15 protein-coding genes and 1 tRNA gene are annotated in these 16,011 nt (G+C 69.7%); 5 read left to right on the top strand and 11 right to left on the bottom strand.

Features of this window, described 5'->3' with window-relative positions; translation table 11 throughout:
* Nucleotides 1-10: 10 nt before the first annotated feature.
* Nucleotides 11-1,024 (bottom strand): carbohydrate ABC transporter permease, encoded by a 1,014-nt coding sequence (locus tag QFZ76_RS20150; RefSeq protein ID WP_307675048.1) that lies wholly within the window; start codon nt 1,022-1,024, stop codon nt 11-13.
* Nucleotides 1,025-1,029: 5 nt separating this feature from the next.
* Nucleotides 1,030-2,358 (bottom strand): ABC transporter substrate-binding protein, encoded by a 1,329-nt coding sequence (locus QFZ76_RS20145; RefSeq protein ID WP_307675047.1) that lies wholly within the window; start codon nt 2,356-2,358, stop codon nt 1,030-1,032.
* Nucleotides 2,359-2,713: 355 nt separating this feature from the next.
* On the opposite strand from QFZ76_RS20145, the gene QFZ76_RS20140 reads away from it, so the two are divergent.
* Nucleotides 2,714-3,769, top strand: coding sequence for a LacI family DNA-binding transcriptional regulator (locus QFZ76_RS20140; protein WP_307675046.1), 1,056 nt, complete (start codon nt 2,714-2,716; stop codon nt 3,767-3,769).
* 5 nt (nt 3,770-3,774) lie between these two features.
* Here the strand turns inward: QFZ76_RS20140 and QFZ76_RS20135 are convergent, their stop codons facing one another.
* From QFZ76_RS20135 to QFZ76_RS20110, 6 genes are all read right to left on the bottom strand, one after another.
* On the bottom strand, nt 3,775-4,050 hold the full coding sequence (locus tag QFZ76_RS20135; RefSeq protein ID WP_307675045.1) for a hypothetical protein: 276 nt from the start codon (nt 4,048-4,050) through the stop codon (nt 3,775-3,777).
* Nucleotides 4,051-4,187: 137 nt separating this feature from the next.
* Nucleotides 4,188-4,703: a GNAT family N-acetyltransferase gene (locus QFZ76_RS20130; RefSeq protein WP_307675044.1), complete on the bottom strand. Its 516-nt coding sequence runs from the start codon at nt 4,701-4,703 to the stop codon at nt 4,188-4,190.
* Nucleotides 4,704-4,847: 144 nt separating this feature from the next.
* Nucleotides 4,848-4,920 (bottom strand) — tRNA-His (locus QFZ76_RS20125).
* An 86-nt stretch (nt 4,921-5,006) separates the two neighbouring features.
* Complete coding sequence (orn, locus tag QFZ76_RS20120; protein ID WP_307675043.1) at nt 5,007-5,609, bottom strand: oligoribonuclease; 603 nt, start codon at nt 5,607-5,609, stop codon at nt 5,007-5,009.
* Between the two features lie 304 nt (nt 5,610-5,913).
* The gene (locus QFZ76_RS20115; protein ID WP_307675042.1) at nt 5,914-7,182 is read right to left on the bottom strand and encodes a helix-turn-helix domain-containing protein; all 1,269 of its coding nucleotides are present in this window, start codon (nt 7,180-7,182) and stop codon (nt 5,914-5,916) included.
* Nucleotides 7,183-7,569: 387 nt separating this feature from the next.
* The gene (locus tag QFZ76_RS20110) at nt 7,570-7,875 is read right to left on the bottom strand and encodes a hypothetical protein (RefSeq protein ID WP_266439224.1); all 306 of its coding nucleotides are present in this window, start codon (nt 7,873-7,875) and stop codon (nt 7,570-7,572) included.
* Nucleotides 7,876-8,195: 320 nt separating this feature from the next.
* Here QFZ76_RS20110 and QFZ76_RS20105 point away from each other — a divergent pair, with 320 nt between their 5' ends.
* A complete protein-coding gene (locus tag QFZ76_RS20105) occupies nt 8,196-8,723 on the top strand; it encodes a universal stress protein (RefSeq protein ID WP_266439227.1) in 528 nt (175 codons plus the stop codon).
* Nucleotides 8,724-8,873: 150 nt separating this feature from the next.
* Nucleotides 8,874-9,437 carry a GPR1/FUN34/YaaH family transporter gene (locus QFZ76_RS20100; protein ID WP_307675041.1) on the top strand — a complete coding sequence of 188 codons (564 nt, stop codon included), beginning with the start codon at nt 8,874-8,876 and terminating at the stop codon, nt 9,435-9,437.
* Nucleotides 9,438-9,609: 172 nt separating this feature from the next.
* Here QFZ76_RS20100 and glmS read toward each other — a convergent pair whose 3' ends face one another.
* Nucleotides 9,610-11,427, bottom strand: a complete 1,818-nt coding sequence (gene glmS, locus QFZ76_RS20095) for a glutamine--fructose-6-phosphate transaminase (isomerizing) (RefSeq protein WP_307675040.1) — start codon at nt 11,425-11,427, stop codon at nt 9,610-9,612.
* Nucleotides 11,428-11,440: 13 nt separating this feature from the next.
* Entirely contained in the window at nt 11,441-11,698 is a 258-nt protein-coding gene (locus QFZ76_RS20090) for a hypothetical protein (protein ID WP_266439235.1), read from the bottom strand.
* A gap of 186 nt (nt 11,699-11,884) precedes the next feature.
* Here QFZ76_RS20090 and QFZ76_RS20085 point away from each other — a divergent pair, with 186 nt between their 5' ends.
* Nucleotides 11,885-13,444, top strand: a complete 1,560-nt coding sequence (locus QFZ76_RS20085) for a metallophosphoesterase family protein (protein ID WP_307675039.1) — start codon at nt 11,885-11,887, stop codon at nt 13,442-13,444.
* Between the two features lies 1 nt (nt 13,445).
* Here the strand turns inward: QFZ76_RS20085 and QFZ76_RS20080 are convergent, their stop codons facing one another.
* Complete coding sequence (locus QFZ76_RS20080; RefSeq protein ID WP_307675038.1) at nt 13,446-14,330, bottom strand: DUF4429 domain-containing protein; 885 nt, start codon at nt 14,328-14,330, stop codon at nt 13,446-13,448.
* A 71-nt stretch (nt 14,331-14,401) separates the two neighbouring features.
* On the opposite strand from QFZ76_RS20080, the gene QFZ76_RS20075 reads away from it, so the two are divergent.
* Nucleotides 14,402-15,991: a beta-N-acetylhexosaminidase gene (locus tag QFZ76_RS20075; RefSeq protein WP_307675037.1), complete on the top strand. Its 1,590-nt coding sequence runs from the start codon at nt 14,402-14,404 to the stop codon at nt 15,989-15,991.
* The last annotated feature ends 20 nt before the right edge of the window (nt 15,992-16,011 follow it).

The raw sequence follows: 16,011 nt of genomic DNA, 5'->3' as shown, positions 1-16,011 counted from the left end.
GCCGGTTCTCCTAACTACTGGCGCGCAGCCGGCGCGAGATGACGTAGTTGATGATCCCGACCACGATGAGGATGAGGAACATCGTCCAGGCGATCGCCGAGGCGCGGCCCAGGTGCTGGTTGACCCAGCCCTGCTCGTACAGGTAGAGGCCGAGCGTCTGGAACTGGTGCTGGGAACCGCCGGAGGTGCCCTTGTTCGCGTCGAACAGCAGCGGCTCACCGAAGAGCTGGGAGGCGCCGATGGTCGACACGACCACGGTGAACAGGATGGTCGGGCGCAGCGACGGCAGGGTGACGTGGATGAACTGCTGCCAGCGGTTGGCCCCGTCCAGGGCCGCCGACTCGTACAGGTCCTGCGGTATCGCCTGCATCGCGGCCAGGTAGATCAGCGCGTTGTAGCCGGTCCAGCGCCAGATCACGATCGACGAGACGGCGAACTGGGAGGCCCACTTGTCGTTCTGCCAGTCGATGTTGTCGATGCCGACGGCGTTCAGCGCCCAGTTGATCATGCCGTAGTCGCGGCCGAAGAGCAGCACGAACACCAGGGAGGCGGCCGCGATCGACGTCGCGTACGGCGCGAGCATCATGACCCGGTAGAAGGTCGAGCCGCGCAGCTTGTAGTTGAGGATGTGGGCGATGCCCATCGCCATCAGCAGCTGCGGGACCGTCGAGATGATGCCGATGGTCAGGGTGTTCTTCGCGGCGTTCCAGAAGAAGTCGTCCTCGAAGATCCGGGTGTAGTTGCGCAGGCCCGCCCACTCCATGTCGGTGGGCGCGGTCATCTCCACCGTGTGCAGCGAGGCCCAGCCGGTGTAGATCAGCGGGAACAGACCGAACGCGAGGAAGAGCAGGAAGAAGGGCGAGACGAACGCGTACGGGCTCCAGCGCATGTCCCGCTGCCAGCGGCGGGAGAGCCGGGCCCGGCGGCGCTTGTCCACCTCGGGCACGGCGTCGGCGGGCGGGCGGCCCGGGGCCGCGCCCCCCTCCTTGTCGGGGGGCGCGGCGGTGTCGTGCCGGGTGGTCATACCGGTCACTTCTCCAGGTTGTTGTCGATGGTCTTGGTGGCCGTCTCCCAGGCCTCCTTGGCCGACTTGCCCTGGGTGACCAGGATGACGCCGTTGTCGGTCAGACCCTGCTGGATGATCTGGTCCTTCGGGCCGATCACCTGGGCGGGGATCTGCTTGGCGGCGTCGGCGAAGATCGTGCCGATCGGGGCGTCACCGGTCATGGTGTTCTTCGCACCGGTGACCTGCGGCAGAGAGTACGCGGCCGGGGCACTCGGGAAGCTGCCCTGCTTGGCGAACAGCTTGGCCTGCTGCTCGGGCGCGGTCAGCCACGCGGCGAGCTTCGCGGCCTCCTCGGTGTTCTTGCCGGACTTCGGCACGGCGAGGAAGGTGCCGCCCCAGTTGCCGGGCTTGGGCGAGGTGGCCACGTCCCACTTGCCGGCCGCCTCGGGCTTCGACTTGCCCTTGATGTAGCCGAGCATCCACGGCGGGCAGGACATCGCGGCGAACTTGCTGTTGGCGATCGTCGTGTCCCAGGCGGGCTGGAACTGCGTCTGGTTGCCGATCAGCCCGTCCTCCGCGGCCTGCGCGGTGAGGTCGAAGGCCTTCTTGATGGCCGGGTTGGTCTTGTAGATGACCTCGCCGGAGGCGTCGTAGAACTTCTCGCTCTCACCGCTGACGATCGCGTTCAGCAGACCGCCGGGGGAGTCCAGGAAGGTGGTGCCCTTGGGCGCCTTCCCCTGGTAGGTCTTGCCCACCTCGACGAACTTCTCCCAGCTGCCCGCCCACGACTTGCCGACCTCCTCGCGGTCGGAGGGCAGACCGGCCTGCTCGAACAGGTCCTTGCGGTAGCAGATGGCCATCGGGCCGACGTCGGTGCCGAGACCGATGGTCTGGCCGTCCTTGGTGGTGGCCTGCTTCCACTTCCAGTCGAGCCAGTTGCTCGACTGGACGCCCGACACCTTGGACAGGTCCATCAGCTTCGCGGCCTGGGTGTTCACGACCTCGGCGATGTTGCCGACCTCGACGGCCTGGATGTCCTGCAGACCGCTGTTGGTGGTCAGGTGGTTGACGAGAGCGGGGTAGTAGTTCTCGTTCCGCTCGACGACGTTCTCGGCGATCTTGATCTTCGGGTTCAGCTTCTCGTACTCGGCGTAGAGGCCGGCTTCCTTGAAGCCCTGGGTGCCGAAGAGACCCAGAGTGATCGTGGTCTTGCCGCCGCCGCCTTCGCCCGAAGACGAACCGTCGCCGCCGTCGTCGCCGTCGTCGGCACAGCCGGCCAGCAGCCCGGAGCCCAGCGCGGCGACGGCCGCGAGGACCATCGTCTTGCGGGCGATTCGGGTACGTGCTCGCATTGCGTCCTCCTGTTGCCCTGACGTGCCGACCCCCCGGCCAACTGCGTTGTTGGGCCCGTTATTTCAAGCTGCGGCTCGGGCGGGGAACGTGCGGGATGTGTATGTGTCAGGTACCGTGGGAGCGCTCCCACCGGTGATGTGTTGAAGCGTCGTCGGTCCGAGCGGGGGTGTCAAGGGACTGGGGGCGGAGAGATGCGTTCAGTTATCGGGCTGTTAACTGGAACCCCGGGATCAGGTTTCGGCCACCCCGGGTGACTTCCTGCGGAAACCCGGGAGCCGACCAGGGACGGGCTCCCCTTTGACGATGACTGTTAGATTCCAGGCCAATGCAAGGGTCGACGGGAGGGCGAAGCCCATGGCAAGCCACGGAGCGCGGAGCCGGAGCGGTGGCCGGCCCACCCTCGAAGAGGTGGCAGCCCGTGCCGGCGTGGGCCGCGGCACGGTCTCCCGGGTGATCAACGGCTCGCCCCGGGTCAGCGACGCCACCCGCGCTGCGGTGGAGGCGGCGGTCGCCGAGCTCGGCTACGTCCCCAACACGGCCGCGCGCGCCCTCGCCGCCAACCGCACCGACGCGATCGCCCTCGTCGTCCCCGAGCCGGAGACCCGCTTCTTCGCCGAGCCGTACTTCTCCGACATGCTCAAGGGCGTCGGCGCCGAGCTGTCCGACACGCAGATGCAGCTGCTGCTGATCTTTGCGGGCAACGACCGGGAGCGGGCCCGCCTCGCCCAGTACCTCGCCGCACACCGGGTCGACGGCGTCCTGCTGGTGTCCGTGCACGCCGACGACCCGCTGCCCGACCTGCTCTCCCAGCTGGAGATTCCGGCCGTGATCAGCGGCCCGAGATCCGCCGCGGAGACCCTCCCCTCGGTCGACTCCGACAACTACGGAGGCGCCCGCTCCGCCGTCGAGCATCTGCTGGCCCGCGGCTGCCGGGCGGTCGCCCACATCACCGGCCGCCTCGACGTGTACGGCGCCCAGCGCCGCGTCGACGGCTACCGCGCCGCCCTGCTCGGCGCCGGCCACGAGCTGGACGAGCAGCTGATCCAGCCCGGCGACTTCACCGAGGAGGGCGGTCGGCGCGCGATGACCGAGCTGCTGGCCCGCCGCCCCGACCTGGACGCGGTCTTCGCGGGCTCGGACGTGATGGCGGCCGGCGCCCGCCAGGTCCTGCGCGAGGAGGGCCGCCGTATCCCCGACGACGTGGCGCTGGTCGGCTACGACGACTCGGCCATCGCCCGCCACATGGACCCGCCCCTGACGAGCGTCCGGCAGCCCATAGAGGAGATGGGCCGCAGGATGATCGACCTGCTCCTGACCGAGATAGCGGACCGGCGTCCCGCCGTCACCCGGGAACTGGAACGCAGGCAGGTGGTCCTGGCGACGGAGCTGGTGGCACGGCGGTCGTCCTGACGCGGTCATCGTCGGTGCCGTCCGCGCGGCCCCTCGGTGCGGTGCGTGGCGAACCAGGCGATGCCCAGCAGTACGACGCCGGCCAGCCAGAAGAAGATCACCAGCCAGGCGGCGGTGGACGAGCCCAGGTCGACCGCGTCCCGGCACAGCTCGCCGCCGCACCTCTGGCCGCCCTCGCCCGCCGCGTCCAGAGCGACCACGAGCCACAGCAGCATCCCCAGGTTGAACGCGAGGATCACCCACGTCAGCAGCCGCCACCGGGGAATCCGCCGCGACCGCATGACGAGCCTCCCGCCTCACGAATGGCTCACAAGGCGACAATACGCCCCTGTGATCCCGATCGGACCGGCGCGTCGGACCCTCGCGGGGCGGCCGTTCAGCGCCCGGCCGTCGAACGGACGGCGCGCGCTTTCAGGCGTCAGTCGCCCACGAGCAACCGCCACCGCCGCTCGCCGTCCTGTTCCTCCTCGGTCGGCGCCAGCCCGGCCGCCGCGGCGACCGCCGCCGACGCGAGGTGGTCGGGGTGGATGTGGGCGACCACCGTCCGTACGGGCACCCGCCCGAGCCACTCCACGAGCGCCCGCGCCGCCTCCGAGGCGAACCCGCGGCCCTGCCAGGGCGTGCCGACCACCCAGGCGATCTCCGCGGTGTGCCGTCCGGTGACCGTGGCCTGGACGGTGCCGACGAGACGGGCGTCCTCGCGCGGCCGCAGCACCCAGTTGCACCAGGAGACCCCTGGATCGGGCGCCCCGGTGACCAGCCGCTCGTAGCGGGCCCGCAGGGCGCCGGGGGAGTCGGGCGTACCGCCGATGAAGGCGTGCAGGGCCGGGTCGGACAGTACGGCGGCCATCTCCTCGGCGTGCTCGACGCGCAGGGGAAGGAGGTCCAGGCGCGGTGTGGCGAGAGGCTCGGCCGACACGAGAGGATCGGTCATCGGCCCAGCCTAAGAGCGCACGCGCTCAGCCCCACCCGGCTTGGAGCGCCTTCTGACGCATCGGCCCCGGCCCGACTGAAGGCCGGCGCCGGAAACGACGTCAGCCGGTGACCTTGTCTCCAAGGTCACCGGCTGACGTATCAGGGTGAGTGACGGGACTTGAACCCGCGGCATCCTGGACCACAACCAGGTGCTCTACCAGCTGAGCTACACCCACCATGTCGGCTGTTCGGATTGCTCCGACCGGCCGAGAAAAAGTGTACAGGGTCGAAAGGGGTGCTCGCGCCCGGCTTTCGGCGGCGCCTACTCCGCAGGCAGGACGTACTTCGCGGCGATCGTCTTCGCGGTGTCCGAGTCGGGTCCGGGCTGCGGTACGAAGACGGCCTCGCGGTAATAGCGCAGTTCCGCGATGGACTCCCGGATGTCGGCGAGGGCGCGGTGGTTGCCGTTCTTCTTCGGGCTGTTGAAGTAGGCGCGCGGGTACCAGCGGCGGGCCAGCTCCTTGATGCTGGACACGTCGACGATCCGGTAGTGGAGGTAGTCCTCGAGGGTCGGCATGTCCCTCAGCAGGAAGCCGCGGTCCGTGCCGACCGAGTTGCCGCACAGCGGGGCCTTGCCCGTTTCCTTCACGTGCTCCCGTACGTACGCCAGGACCTGCGCCTCGGCGTCCGCGAGCGTCGTGCCGCCGGACAGCTCCGTGAGGAGTCCGGACGCGGTGTGCATCTGACGCACCACCTCCGGCATCGTCTCCAGCGCCCGGTCCGGTGGGCGGATGACGATGTCGATACCGTCGCCGAGGATGTTCAGCTCGGAGTCGGTGACGAGGGCGGCCACCTCGATGAGCGCGTCGTCGGACAGCGAGAGGCCGGTCATCTCGCAGTCGATCCACACCATGCGATCATTCATGCGACCACCCTACGGCTGGCGTGCGGTTTTGTGGTCCCTGGTACGGGGGTGCACGTTCCTGGGGGCTTCGCCCCCAGACCACCGGGCCTATGCCCACCCACCACCCGACTCCACCCGACTCGGTCTCTTGATTGGTTCACCCCTCGACCCACCGAGTCCGGCGGTGGGTGGGCGAAGGCCGGGGGTCCAGGGGGCGGAGCCCCCTGGTACGGGGTCGAAGGGGCAGCACCCCTGGAGGATGGGACGGGTAGGGGTGGCGGGGGCGAGTTCCGCCCCGGCCACCCCCACCCACCTCACCCGAACCTCACATCCCGCTGCGCTGCCCCGGCAGACTCGCCCGGCTCCCCGCGTACGCCTCGCGCCCGCTGTCCGAAGAAGACGAGGACGAGGACGAGGACGATGCCGACGCCGACGACAGGGACGCGGACGTCCCGACCGGACTCGGCGGTGCCGTGCGACGGGTCTGGAGCGGTACCGGACCGCCCTCGGAGTGCAGCGAAGACGGCGCACTCGGCGGCCCCGCCGCGCTCTCGGGATCCGGCTGCCGCTCGGCCTGCGGCCGCCGCGCCCGATAGGCCGCACGGTACGCGGCCGGCGACGACCCCAGCTGACGACGGAAGTGCCCGCGCAGCGCCACCGGCGAACGGAAGCCGCAGCGACCCGCGACCTCGTCCACCGAGTAGTCCGACGTCTCCAGCAGACGCTGTGCCTGAAGCACCCGCTGGGTGATCAGCCACTGCAACGGCGCGCTGCCCGTCAGCGAGCGGAACCGGCGGTCGAACGTACGCCGGCTCATGTACGCGCGCGCGGCCAGCGTCTCCACGTCGAACTGCTCGTGCAGGTGCTCCAGCGCCCAGGCGACGACCTCGGCGAGCGGGTCGGCGCCGATCTCCTCTGGTAAAGATCGATCGAGGTAGCGCTCCTGGCCGCCGCTCCGGCGCGGGGGGACCACCAGGCGTCGGGCCAGCGCACCGGCCGCCTCGTTGCCGTGGTCCGTCCGCACGATGTGCAGACAGAGGTCGATTCCGGCCGCCGTACCCGCGGACGTCAGCACATCGCCGTCGTCCACGAACAGCTCACGCGGGTCGACATGCACCGACGGATAGCGCTTGGCGAGCGTCGGTGCGTACATCCAGTGGGTGGTGGCCGGGCGGCCGTCCAGCAGGCCCGCCGCCGCCAGCACGAAGGCGCCGGTGCACAGGCCCACGATGCGGGCGCCCTCTTCGTGCGCCCGGCGCAGTGCGTCGAGCGCGTCCTCCGGTGGCGGGGAGGTGATCGAACGCCAGGCCGGCACGACGACGGTGCCCGCCCGGGAGATCGCCTCCAGGCCATGCGGTGCGGTGAGTTCCAGGCCCCCTGTGGTCCGCAGTGGGCCTTCCTCACCGCCGCACACCAGCAGTCGGTAGCGCGGCACGCCGGCGTCCTGGCGGTCGATGCCGAATACCGAGAGCGGTATGGAACTCTCGAAGATGGGGCCGCCGCTGAACAGCAGCACCGCGACGATCTCCTTGCGGCGTCGCCCGGAAAGTTTCCGGGCTGCGGCTTCCGGCGCGGCAGTGGAGTCGTGGCTCATCCTGCTAAGCCCCCCTCGGTGGTCGCGGCACCCTTAACCTTTCGGGTCTGTCGCTCCAACACGTTTCCCCTCGGTCCTGCACGAGTCCCCCGCCGTAAGACAGTCAAGATCGAATCTACTGCGTCCCTTGGTGCCGGGGAGACCAGTTCGTCATCCGGCAGATTGTCGACTTGGCAACTTGGCGTGAAGCATTCGATCACGAAGCGTTGCACTCGTGGGGCGTGCAGGGAAGTGCGCCTTGTCGCAGTGGCCAATCCACGTAGGGTGCGCAGGGTGCCCCAGGCCCTTTCCGTGCAGGTGGAACGGGGGTTGGGGGGTGGTCGGGGCAAAGGATGCGCGGTGGCCGGAAGTTGGCTGAAAAGAGTCGGGCGCGTGCGCGGAAACCGGTCAGCCGACCGGTGTATTTCCCCCACTGTGACGTCCGCCTCTGTGTGCCCCCGATCCGGTCCTGTGACGGCCTCCGCGATGCGGGGAGCGCTCCTCGGCGAGCAGGCGGGCCGCGCCGCGCTCCGACTGGCGCAGGAGGATACGGCAGACCATGGTGACGGCGGCCAGACCGAGGGCTGTGCCTGCGGCGCCGGCGAGGGAGGTGCCGTACCAGAGGAGCACCACGGGGACCAGGACGCAGCTGAAGACCGCCCAGCGGACGACGTCGGTGGAGGAGTCCCGGGCGGGGGGCTGCGGTCCGGACATGGCGTACTCCCTGTGACGTGGCTCGGGGGGTTCAACGCCTGTTCGATCCGTCGGTCACTGTGCGGCCGGTTTTGTGCCGGGACAGGCCGGCCGGTACGTGAATCCTGTGCGAACCGCCTGTACAACGCAGCAACCATTGCGTTACGGGCGCACCCTCGTGCATGCTCCCTGGAACCCCCACGCACCGTGGGCGCGATCTGGGCTAAGGAGGCGTGCCGCCGTACCCTTGGGGGTATGGGGTTGGGAAGATGATTCCCGGACACAGACTCCGCCGCACACTGTCGGCCCACCCATAAAAGGATCACAACGCCGAGACAGCCATGGCCGGTCACGAATTCTTCGAACCAGCGGACCGCAAGCGGCCTGTCGCCGACCCCACGGCGGCCGAGCCCCTGGCGGCGGAAGAGCCACGCCAATCCTGCGACCCCGCCTTCAAGCACGGCGTCGTGGTGGGCTTCGACGGCTCCATGTCCAGTGAGCGCGCCCTCGCGTATGCCATCGGTATGGCACATCGCTCCGGGTCGGGCCTGATCATCGTCCACGTCGCCAACCGGCTGCCCACCACCGTGTGGGCGGGCTGCGAGCCACCGGTCTTCGTCGACGTGCCGGACCACCGCACCGAGGTGCTCGGCCTCGAGCTCGCCTGTGCGGAGTACCTCGCGGAGGTGCCCTGGATCCTCGTCGAGCGCGGCGGAGACATCTGCCACGAACTCGAAGAGGTCGGGCGTGAGTACGAGGCGGACGCGATCGTCGTCGGCTCCACCCACGGCATCGTCGGACGCATCTTCGGCTCCGTCGCCGGGCGGCTCGCCAAGCGGGCGAAGCGCCCCGTCGTTGTCATTCCGTAACTCGCCGTTCTCCCAGGTGAGATGTGCCGTGGGAACGGCCGAACTCCCTTGTGCAGTGCGTAAATCTACTGGCGCGTAGATGTGTTTGTGCCCTTGTGAAGGGCATATAACGCTCACCGCACAACCGCACATGCATGAAGGGAGCCCGCCGTGGACAACGACGTCTCCGCGGGAAGCACCACTACGATCGTCGGCCGACTCGCTCTCGGCATCACCCTGTTGGCCGTGGGCCTTGGGTACACCGAGGTGATCGACGGCGTGACGGCGGCCGACGCCGTGTCAATTGCCCAGTACGTGGGCGGAGTCGCCCTCTTCGTCGCCGGACTCATGGCCTTCCGCGACGGTGACTCCGTCGGTGGTACGGCGTTCTCGGCGCTCGGCGCGCTCTGGTTCACGTGGGCGGTTTCCGCCGACAACCAGGTGTCCGCCAACGCGGCCGGACTGTTCCTGCTGCTCTTCGCCCTCGTGGCGCTGTCTCTCACGATCGCTGTGGGCGACCAACTCGCCAAGGGCACCTACGGGTTGTTCGTCGTGTCGTTGGTGCTGCTCGCCGTCGCGAACTTCGCCGACAACGGGAGTCTCGCCAAGGTCGGGGGCTGGTTCGCCGTGGCGGCGGGGGCGGTGGCCTGGTACGCGGCTACCGCGGCCCTCGCTCACTGGCCGACGGCTGTTCCGCGACGTGCTGCTCGCCGGGGCGTGACGGCCACCGGTTAGCTGCGCCGGCTGGGGGTTGGGCGGCCCCCGGCGATGAGAACGGACCCTCCGTGTTTTGGTGGCAACACGTGGGGGTCCGTTCTCTTGTTCGGCCTCTGCGGGTGCGTCGTGGTTGCTCGCGCCCACGCGGCGGAGCCGCACATTGATACAGCCCCGCGCCCCTGAAGGGGCGCTACTCGACCGTCACCGACTTGGCCAGGTTCCTCGGCTTGTCGATGTCCCTGCCCAGCGCCAAGGCCGTGTGGTACGCGAGGAGTTGGAGGGGGATGCCCATCAGGATCGGGTCCAACTCGTCCTCGTTCTTGGGGACGATGATCGTCTGGTCGGCCTTCTCCTGGTGCTGGTGGGCGACCGCGAGGATCTTGCCGCTGCGGGCCTTGATCTCCTCCAGGGCGGCGCGGTTCTTCTCGAGGAGGTCGTCGTCGGGGACGATCGCGACCGTGGGGAGGGCGGGCTCGATGAGGGCCAGCGGGCCGTGCTTGAGCTCGGAGGCCGGGTAGGCCTCGGCGTGGATGTAGGAGACCTCCTTGAGCTTCAGGGAGGCCTCACGGGCCACCGGGTAGCCCCGGACGCGGCCGATGAAGAGCATCGAGCGGGCCTCGGCGTACTCCGCGGCCAGCTTCCTGATCTCGTCCTCCTGCTCCAGCATCTCGGAGATCTGCGCGGGCAGCCTGCGCAGGCCCTCGATGATCCGCTTGCCGTCCCGGACGGAGAGGTCACGTGTGCGGCCCAGGTGGAGGGCGAGGAGCGCGAAGGCGACCGTGGTGTTGGTGAAGCACTTCGTCGAGACCACGCAGACCTCGGGGCCCGCGTGCACGTAGACGCCGCCGTCCGCCTCGCGGGCGATCGCCGAGCCGACCACGTTCACCACGCCGAGGACCCGCGCGCCCTTGCGCTTCAGCTCCTGGACGGCCGCCAGCACGTCGTACGTCTCACCGGACTGGGAGACGGCGATGTACAGGGTGTCGGGGTCGACCACGGCGTTGCGGTAGCGGAATTCCGAAGCCGGCTCGGCGTCCGCCGGAATACGGGCCAGCTCCTCGATCATCTGGGCGCCGATCATGCCGGCGTGGTACGAGGTGCCGCAGCCGAGGATCTTGACGCGGCGGATCTGGCGCGCCGCGCGGGCGTCCAGGTTCAGGCCGCCAAGGTGCACGGTGGAGAAACGGTCGTCGATGCGGCCGCGCAGCACGCGGTCCACGGCCTCGGCCTGCTCGTGGATCTCCTTGTGCATGTAGGTGTCGTGGATGCCCATGTCGTACGACGCGGCCTCCCACTCCACGGTGGTCGGCTCCGCGGTGGTGCGGGTGCCCTCGGTGGTGTACGTACGGAAGTCGTCGGCCTTGAGGGTGGCCATCTCGCCGTCGTCGAGGGTGACGATCTGCCGGGTGTGGGCGACCAGGGCGGCGATGTCCGAGGCGACGAACATCTCCTTCTCGCCGATGCCGAGGACGACCGGGGAGCCGTTGCGGGCGACCACGATCCGGTCGGGGAAGTCGGCGTGCAGCACGGCGATGCCGTACGTGCCCTCGATGACCCGCAGGGTGTCGCGGACCTTGTCCTCCAGCTTCTCGGCCTGCGAGCGGGCGATCAGGTGGACGAGGACCTCGGTGTCGGTCTCGGAGAGGAACTCGACGCCGTCCGCCTCCAGCTTGCGGCGCAGGTCGGAGGCGTTGTCGATGATGCCGTTGTGGACGACGGCGACCTTGCCCTCGGCGTCCAGGTGCGGGTGGGCGTTCACGTCGGACGGGGCGCCGTGGGTGGCCCAGCGGGTGTGGGCGATGCCGGTGGTGCCCTTGAAGCGGGCGGGGACCTTGGCCTCCAGGTCACGGACCCGGCCCTTGGCCTTGACCGTCTTCAGGCCGGCCGCCTTCGGGGAGGTGACGGCGATGCCCGCCGAGTCGTAGCCGCGGTACTCCAGGCGCTGCAGGCCCTCCAGGAGCAGGGGCGCGACGTCACGCTTCCCGATGTATCCGACGATTCCGCACATACAGATGTGTCCCTTAGCCGTAGACCATGCGGCGCAGCTGTCGGAGCGAGAGCTCCGGTGGTGCCACCGCCCGGTATTTCAGGTCCGCCTCGATCCGTCCGAAGATCTCCGCGTTCACCAGGCCCTGGGCCTGGAGCTCGCGGTGGCGGCGACGGACGTACTCCTCGGTCGTCTCGTCGAAGTAGGCGAGCACGTCCTGGACCACCCGCAGTGCCTCGCCCCGGCTGAGGGGCGTGGACCGCGTCAGATGATCAACAAGTTCGTCGTGCACCCGGTAGATCCTGGGGTACCGGCGGCACTTTCGCAAGAAAGCTGCCCGATTTCGGGCAAGCACCTGTTGGAACTCTTTGGGGGAACGTTGAAGCTGTCATGAGTGCCTGTTCGTGAGCCGTCCATCCGGCGTCCGGCAACTCGTCGCCTGAGGGGACGAGTTTCAGACGCCATGGACATTCCTCGCATGGGAGTACCCGACCGGCTCGCCGAGCGCATGAGCATGGCCGAGCAGCACGAATACCTGCGCGCCAGATTCTCCCGGCGCACGATGATCAGGGGCGGCGCGGTCACCCTGGGCGCCGTCGCGGGCGGCGCGTTCGTACCGGGCGCCACCGCACAGGCAGCGACCCCGACCACTGCTCCGAGCACCGAGACCGTCGACGGCGCCCTCGTCGCCCCCTTCGGCCGCCACCTCGCCTACGGCAACGACCCGCGCACCGAGATGACCGTCTCCTGGCAGGTCCCGGTCGCCGTGAAGCGGCCCTTCATCCGGATCGGCGCCCGGCCCTGGGACCTCTCCCGCAAGATCGAGGCCGAGGTGCGCACCCTGTACACCCCGGCCGGCGTGGGCGCGAGCGCCGACCACACGCAGTACTACCTGCACGCCAGGCTCACGAACCTCCGCCCCGGCCAGACGTACTACTACGGCGTCGGCCACGCCGGCTTCGACCCGGCCGAGCCCCACCTGCTCGGCACCCTCGGCACCTTCACCACCGCCCCCGCGCACAAGACGCCGTTCACCTTCACCGCCTTCGGCGACGAGGGCGTCAGCTATCACGCGCTGGGCAACAACAGCCTGCTGCTCGGCCAGAACCCCGCCTTCCACCTGCACGCCGGCGACATCGCCTACGCCGACCCGGCCGGCCAGGGCAAGACCGCCGACACCGGCTTCGACTCGCGGGTGTGGGACCAGTTCCTCGCCCAGACCGAGTCCGTCGCCAAGTCCGTCCCATGGATGCCGGCCTACGGCAACCACGACATGGAGGCCTGGTACTCGCCGGGCGGCTACGGCGGCGAAGAGGCCCGCTGGAACCTGCCGGACAACGGGCCCGACAGGAAGAACCTCCCGGGCGTCTACTCCTTCGTCCACGGCAACACCGCGGTCATCTCGCTCGACGCCAACGACATCTCCTTCGAGATCCCGGCCAACCTCGGCATCTCGGGCGGCACCCAGACCAGGTGGCTGGAGGCGCAGCTCAAGAAGTTCCGCGCCGCGCGGGACATCGACTTCGTCGTCGTGTTCTTCCACCACTGCGCCTACTGCACCTCCACCTCGCACGCCTCGGAGGGGGGCGTGCGCCAGGAGTGGGTGCCGCTGTTCGAGAAGTACACCGTCGACCTGGTGATCAACGGCCACAACCACCAGTACGAGCGCACGGACGTCATCAAGGCGGGCGCGGTCACCAAGAAGCTCCCGATCGGCGGCACGGCCTACCCCGAGACCGAGGGCGTGGTGTACGTGACGGCGGGGGCGGCGGGCCGCAGCCTGTACGCGTTCAGCGCCCCGCTGTCCTACGAGGGCCACGAGAACGAGGTGGAGTCCGTGGCCTCGTTCGTCAACGTCAAGGACGGCAAGCAGGACGAGACCGTCACCTGGTCCCGGGTCCGCTACCTCGACTACTCCTTCCTGCGCGTGGACGTCACCCCGGCCGCCACGGGCCGCACCGCCACGCTGACGGTGCGGGGCATCGCCGAGACCGGCGAGCAGGTGGACCACTTCACGGTGGCGCGCAAGGCGGGGTGACTCACCGCATCCGTTTGAGGATCGCCTGCTTGGCCAGCGTGAACTCCTCGTCCGTCAGCACGCCCGTGCGGTGCAGCTCGCCGAGCTCGCGCAGGCGTCGCAGCAGGGCGTCGTGGCTGTCCTCGGCGGCGGTCGCGGGCGCGGCGAGGGCCTGGGGTTCCGGCGGCCGTACGTCCTTGGAGGCGGTCGCCGGATGCGGGAGCCGGGCCTGGACGGCCGCCGCGACCAGGGCCATCAGCGGGTCCTTCTTGAAGCCCCACAGTTCCACGGAGTTGGGGTCGTACTTGGGCGGGGCCTTGGTCGGGGCGTTCTTCACGGTGAACCGGAGGTGGCCGTTCTCCAGGCCGGCCGCCGGATACCACTCCACGGCGGTGAGGTCGGTGAGCGCGAGCGTGCGGGTACCGGCGGCGGCCTTGGCGTCCTCGGTCTTCCAGTTCCACTCCAGGCGGATCTGCTCGCCGTCGAAGCTCGCGGTGCCGTCCCCGGCGGAGACGGAGAGCGGCACGGCCGGGCCCGGCAGCAGGTAGGCCTCGACCGGGTCGGCCGGAACCTGGTCCAGGAGCAGGGCGTTGCGGACCTCGTCCACGAAGTACTCGGCGACGCCGTACCGGTCGGACTCGACGACCAGCTGGTACGGGTCGTGGGGCTCGGCGAGCCGGCCGCCGGTGGCGTGCAGCAGCGGGTCGGAGCCGTCGCGCAGGCGCAGCCTGAGCCGGCCGGTCTTCTTCCCGTGCTCGAACGAGACGCCCGCCAACGCGCCCAGTGGGACGACGAGTTCGCCCAGGGCCTTGCGAAGCAGGCTGACGTTCTTGTCTCTTCCCGGCGTCAGTCGCAGGGCGTCGCCGTCGAAGACCCAAGTGCCGTCCTTCTGGAGGATTTCCGCCATGAGGGGATTGTTTCATTGGTTCTGAGGGAGAGTTGGTCCATACCTGTCCGGGCTCAAGGAAGGGACCGTAGGTGAGACAGCACCACAGAACGACCCGCCTTCTCGGCTCGTTGCTGCTCGTCGCGGCGGCGAGTGTCTCCGCCGTCGGCGCTACCCCGACTCCCACCGCGCAGAACGCGGTTCCGCTCGACCGGATCGTCCCGGCCCCCGCGTCGGTCACCCCGGGCGGATCGCCGTACCGCCTCACCCGCGACACACACATCCGCGTCGACGACTCCCGCGAGGCCCGCCGCATCGGCGCCTACCTCGCGGACGTCCTGCGCCCCTCGACCGGCTACCGCCTGCCGGTGACCACGCACGGCAAGGGCGGCATCCGACTCAGGCTGGCCAAGGGCCCCTTCGGCGCCGAGGGCTATCGCCTCGACAGCGGCGGCAAGGGCGTCACCATCACGGCGGCCAAGCCCGCCGGGCTCTTCCACGGGGTGCAGACCCTGCGCCAGCTGCTCCCGGCGGCCGTCGAGAAGGACTCCGTCCAGTCCGGCCCGTGGCTGGTCGCGGGCGGCACCGTCACGGACAGCCCGCGCTACGGCTGGCGCGGCGCGATGCTCGACGTCTCCCGGCACTTCTTCACCGTCGACCAAGTCAAGCGGTACATCGACCAGTTGGCCCTCTACAAGGTCAACAAGCTGCATCTGCACCTCAGCGACGACCAGGGCTGGCGCATAGCCATCGACTCCTGGCCCCGCCTGGCGACGTACGGCGGCTCCACCCAGGTCGGCGGCGGCCCCGGCGGTTATTACACCAAGGCCGACTACCAGGAGATCGTCGGCCACGCCGCCTCCCGCTACCTGGAGGTCGTCCCCGAGATAGACATGCCGGGCCACACCAACGCGGCCCTCGCCTCCTACGCCGACCTCACCTGCGACGGCGTCGCACCCCCGCTCTACACCGGCACCGAGGTCGGCTTCAGCTCGCTGTGCGTGGAGAAGGAGATCACGTACGACTTCGTGGACGACGTCATCCGGGAGCTGGCCGCCCTCACACCCGGCCGCCACCTCCACATCGGCGGCGACGAGGCGCACTCCACCAGCCACGAGGACTACGTCAAGTTCATGGACCGGGTGCAGCCGAGCGTCGCCGAGTACGGCAAGACGGTCGTCGGCTGGCACCAGCTGACCGGCGCGACCCCGGTCAAGGGGGCGCTCGCCCAGTACTGGGGCCTGGACTCGACGAGCGCGGCGGAGAAGGCGCAGGTCGCCAAGGCCGCGCAGAACGGGACCGGGCTGATCCTGTCCCCGGCCGACCGGATCTACCTCGACATGAAGTACGACGCGAACACCCCGCTGGGGCTGTCCTGGGCGGGCTACGTCGACGTGAAGCGGTCGTACGACTGGGATCCGGGCAGCTATCTGCCGGGGGCGCCGCCCGAGGCCGTGCGGGGCGTCGAGGCGCCGCTGTGGACCGAGACGATCGAGACCGGCGCGCACATCGAGTACATGGCCTTCCCGCGGCTCGCGGGCGCCGCCGAGCTCGGCTGGTCGCCGGCGGCCACGCACGACTGGGACGGCTACAAGGTGCGGCTCGCCGCGCAGGGGCCGCGGTGGGACGCGCTGGGGATCGGGTACTACCGGGCGCCGCAGGTCCCCTGGCCCGCCGGGTAGTACGGGCACGACGGCGGGCA

Origin of the sequence: Streptomyces sp. V4I2 (assembly GCF_030817655.1) — a bacterium.
Classification (GTDB): Bacteria; Actinomycetota; Actinomycetes; order Streptomycetales; family Streptomycetaceae; genus Streptomyces; species Streptomyces plumbiresistens.
Note: the sequence above shows the minus strand (reverse complement) of the source record. Positions and strands in the feature narration are given on the sequence as shown.

What these genes read in the sequence shown, in the direction of transcription:
- QFZ76_RS20135 (WP_307675045.1), bottom strand. Translation starts at nt 4,050, where the DNA reads ATGCGGTCGCGGCGGATTCCCCGGTGGCGGCTGCTGACGTGGGTGATC.
- QFZ76_RS20085 (WP_307675039.1), top strand. Translation starts at nt 11,885, where the DNA reads ATGGGAGTACCCGACCGGCTCGCCGAGCGCATGAGCATGGCCGAGCAG.
- QFZ76_RS20150 (WP_307675048.1), bottom strand. Translation starts at nt 1,024, where the DNA reads ATGACCACCCGGCACGACACCGCCGCGCCCCCCGACAAGGAGGGGGGC.
- glmS (WP_307675040.1), bottom strand. Translation starts at nt 11,427, where the DNA reads ATGTGCGGAATCGTCGGATACATCGGGAAGCGTGACGTCGCGCCCCTG.
- QFZ76_RS20140 (WP_307675046.1), top strand. Translation starts at nt 2,714, where the DNA reads ATGGCAAGCCACGGAGCGCGGAGCCGGAGCGGTGGCCGGCCCACCCTC.
- QFZ76_RS20145 (WP_307675047.1), bottom strand. Translation starts at nt 2,358, where the DNA reads ATGCGAGCACGTACCCGAATCGCCCGCAAGACGATGGTCCTCGCGGCC.
- QFZ76_RS20130 (WP_307675044.1), bottom strand. Translation starts at nt 4,703, where the DNA reads ATGACCGATCCTCTCGTGTCGGCCGAGCCTCTCGCCACACCGCGCCTG.
- QFZ76_RS20115 (WP_307675042.1), bottom strand. Translation starts at nt 7,182, where the DNA reads ATGAGCCACGACTCCACTGCCGCGCCGGAAGCCGCAGCCCGGAAACTT.
- QFZ76_RS20110 (WP_266439224.1), bottom strand. Translation starts at nt 7,875, where the DNA reads ATGTCCGGACCGCAGCCCCCCGCCCGGGACTCCTCCACCGACGTCGTC.
- QFZ76_RS20080 (WP_307675038.1), bottom strand. Translation starts at nt 14,330, where the DNA reads ATGGCGGAAATCCTCCAGAAGGACGGCACTTGGGTCTTCGACGGCGAC.
- orn (WP_307675043.1), bottom strand. Translation starts at nt 5,609, where the DNA reads ATGAATGATCGCATGGTGTGGATCGACTGCGAGATGACCGGCCTCTCG.
- QFZ76_RS20105 (WP_266439227.1), top strand. Translation starts at nt 8,196, where the DNA reads ATGGCCGGTCACGAATTCTTCGAACCAGCGGACCGCAAGCGGCCTGTC.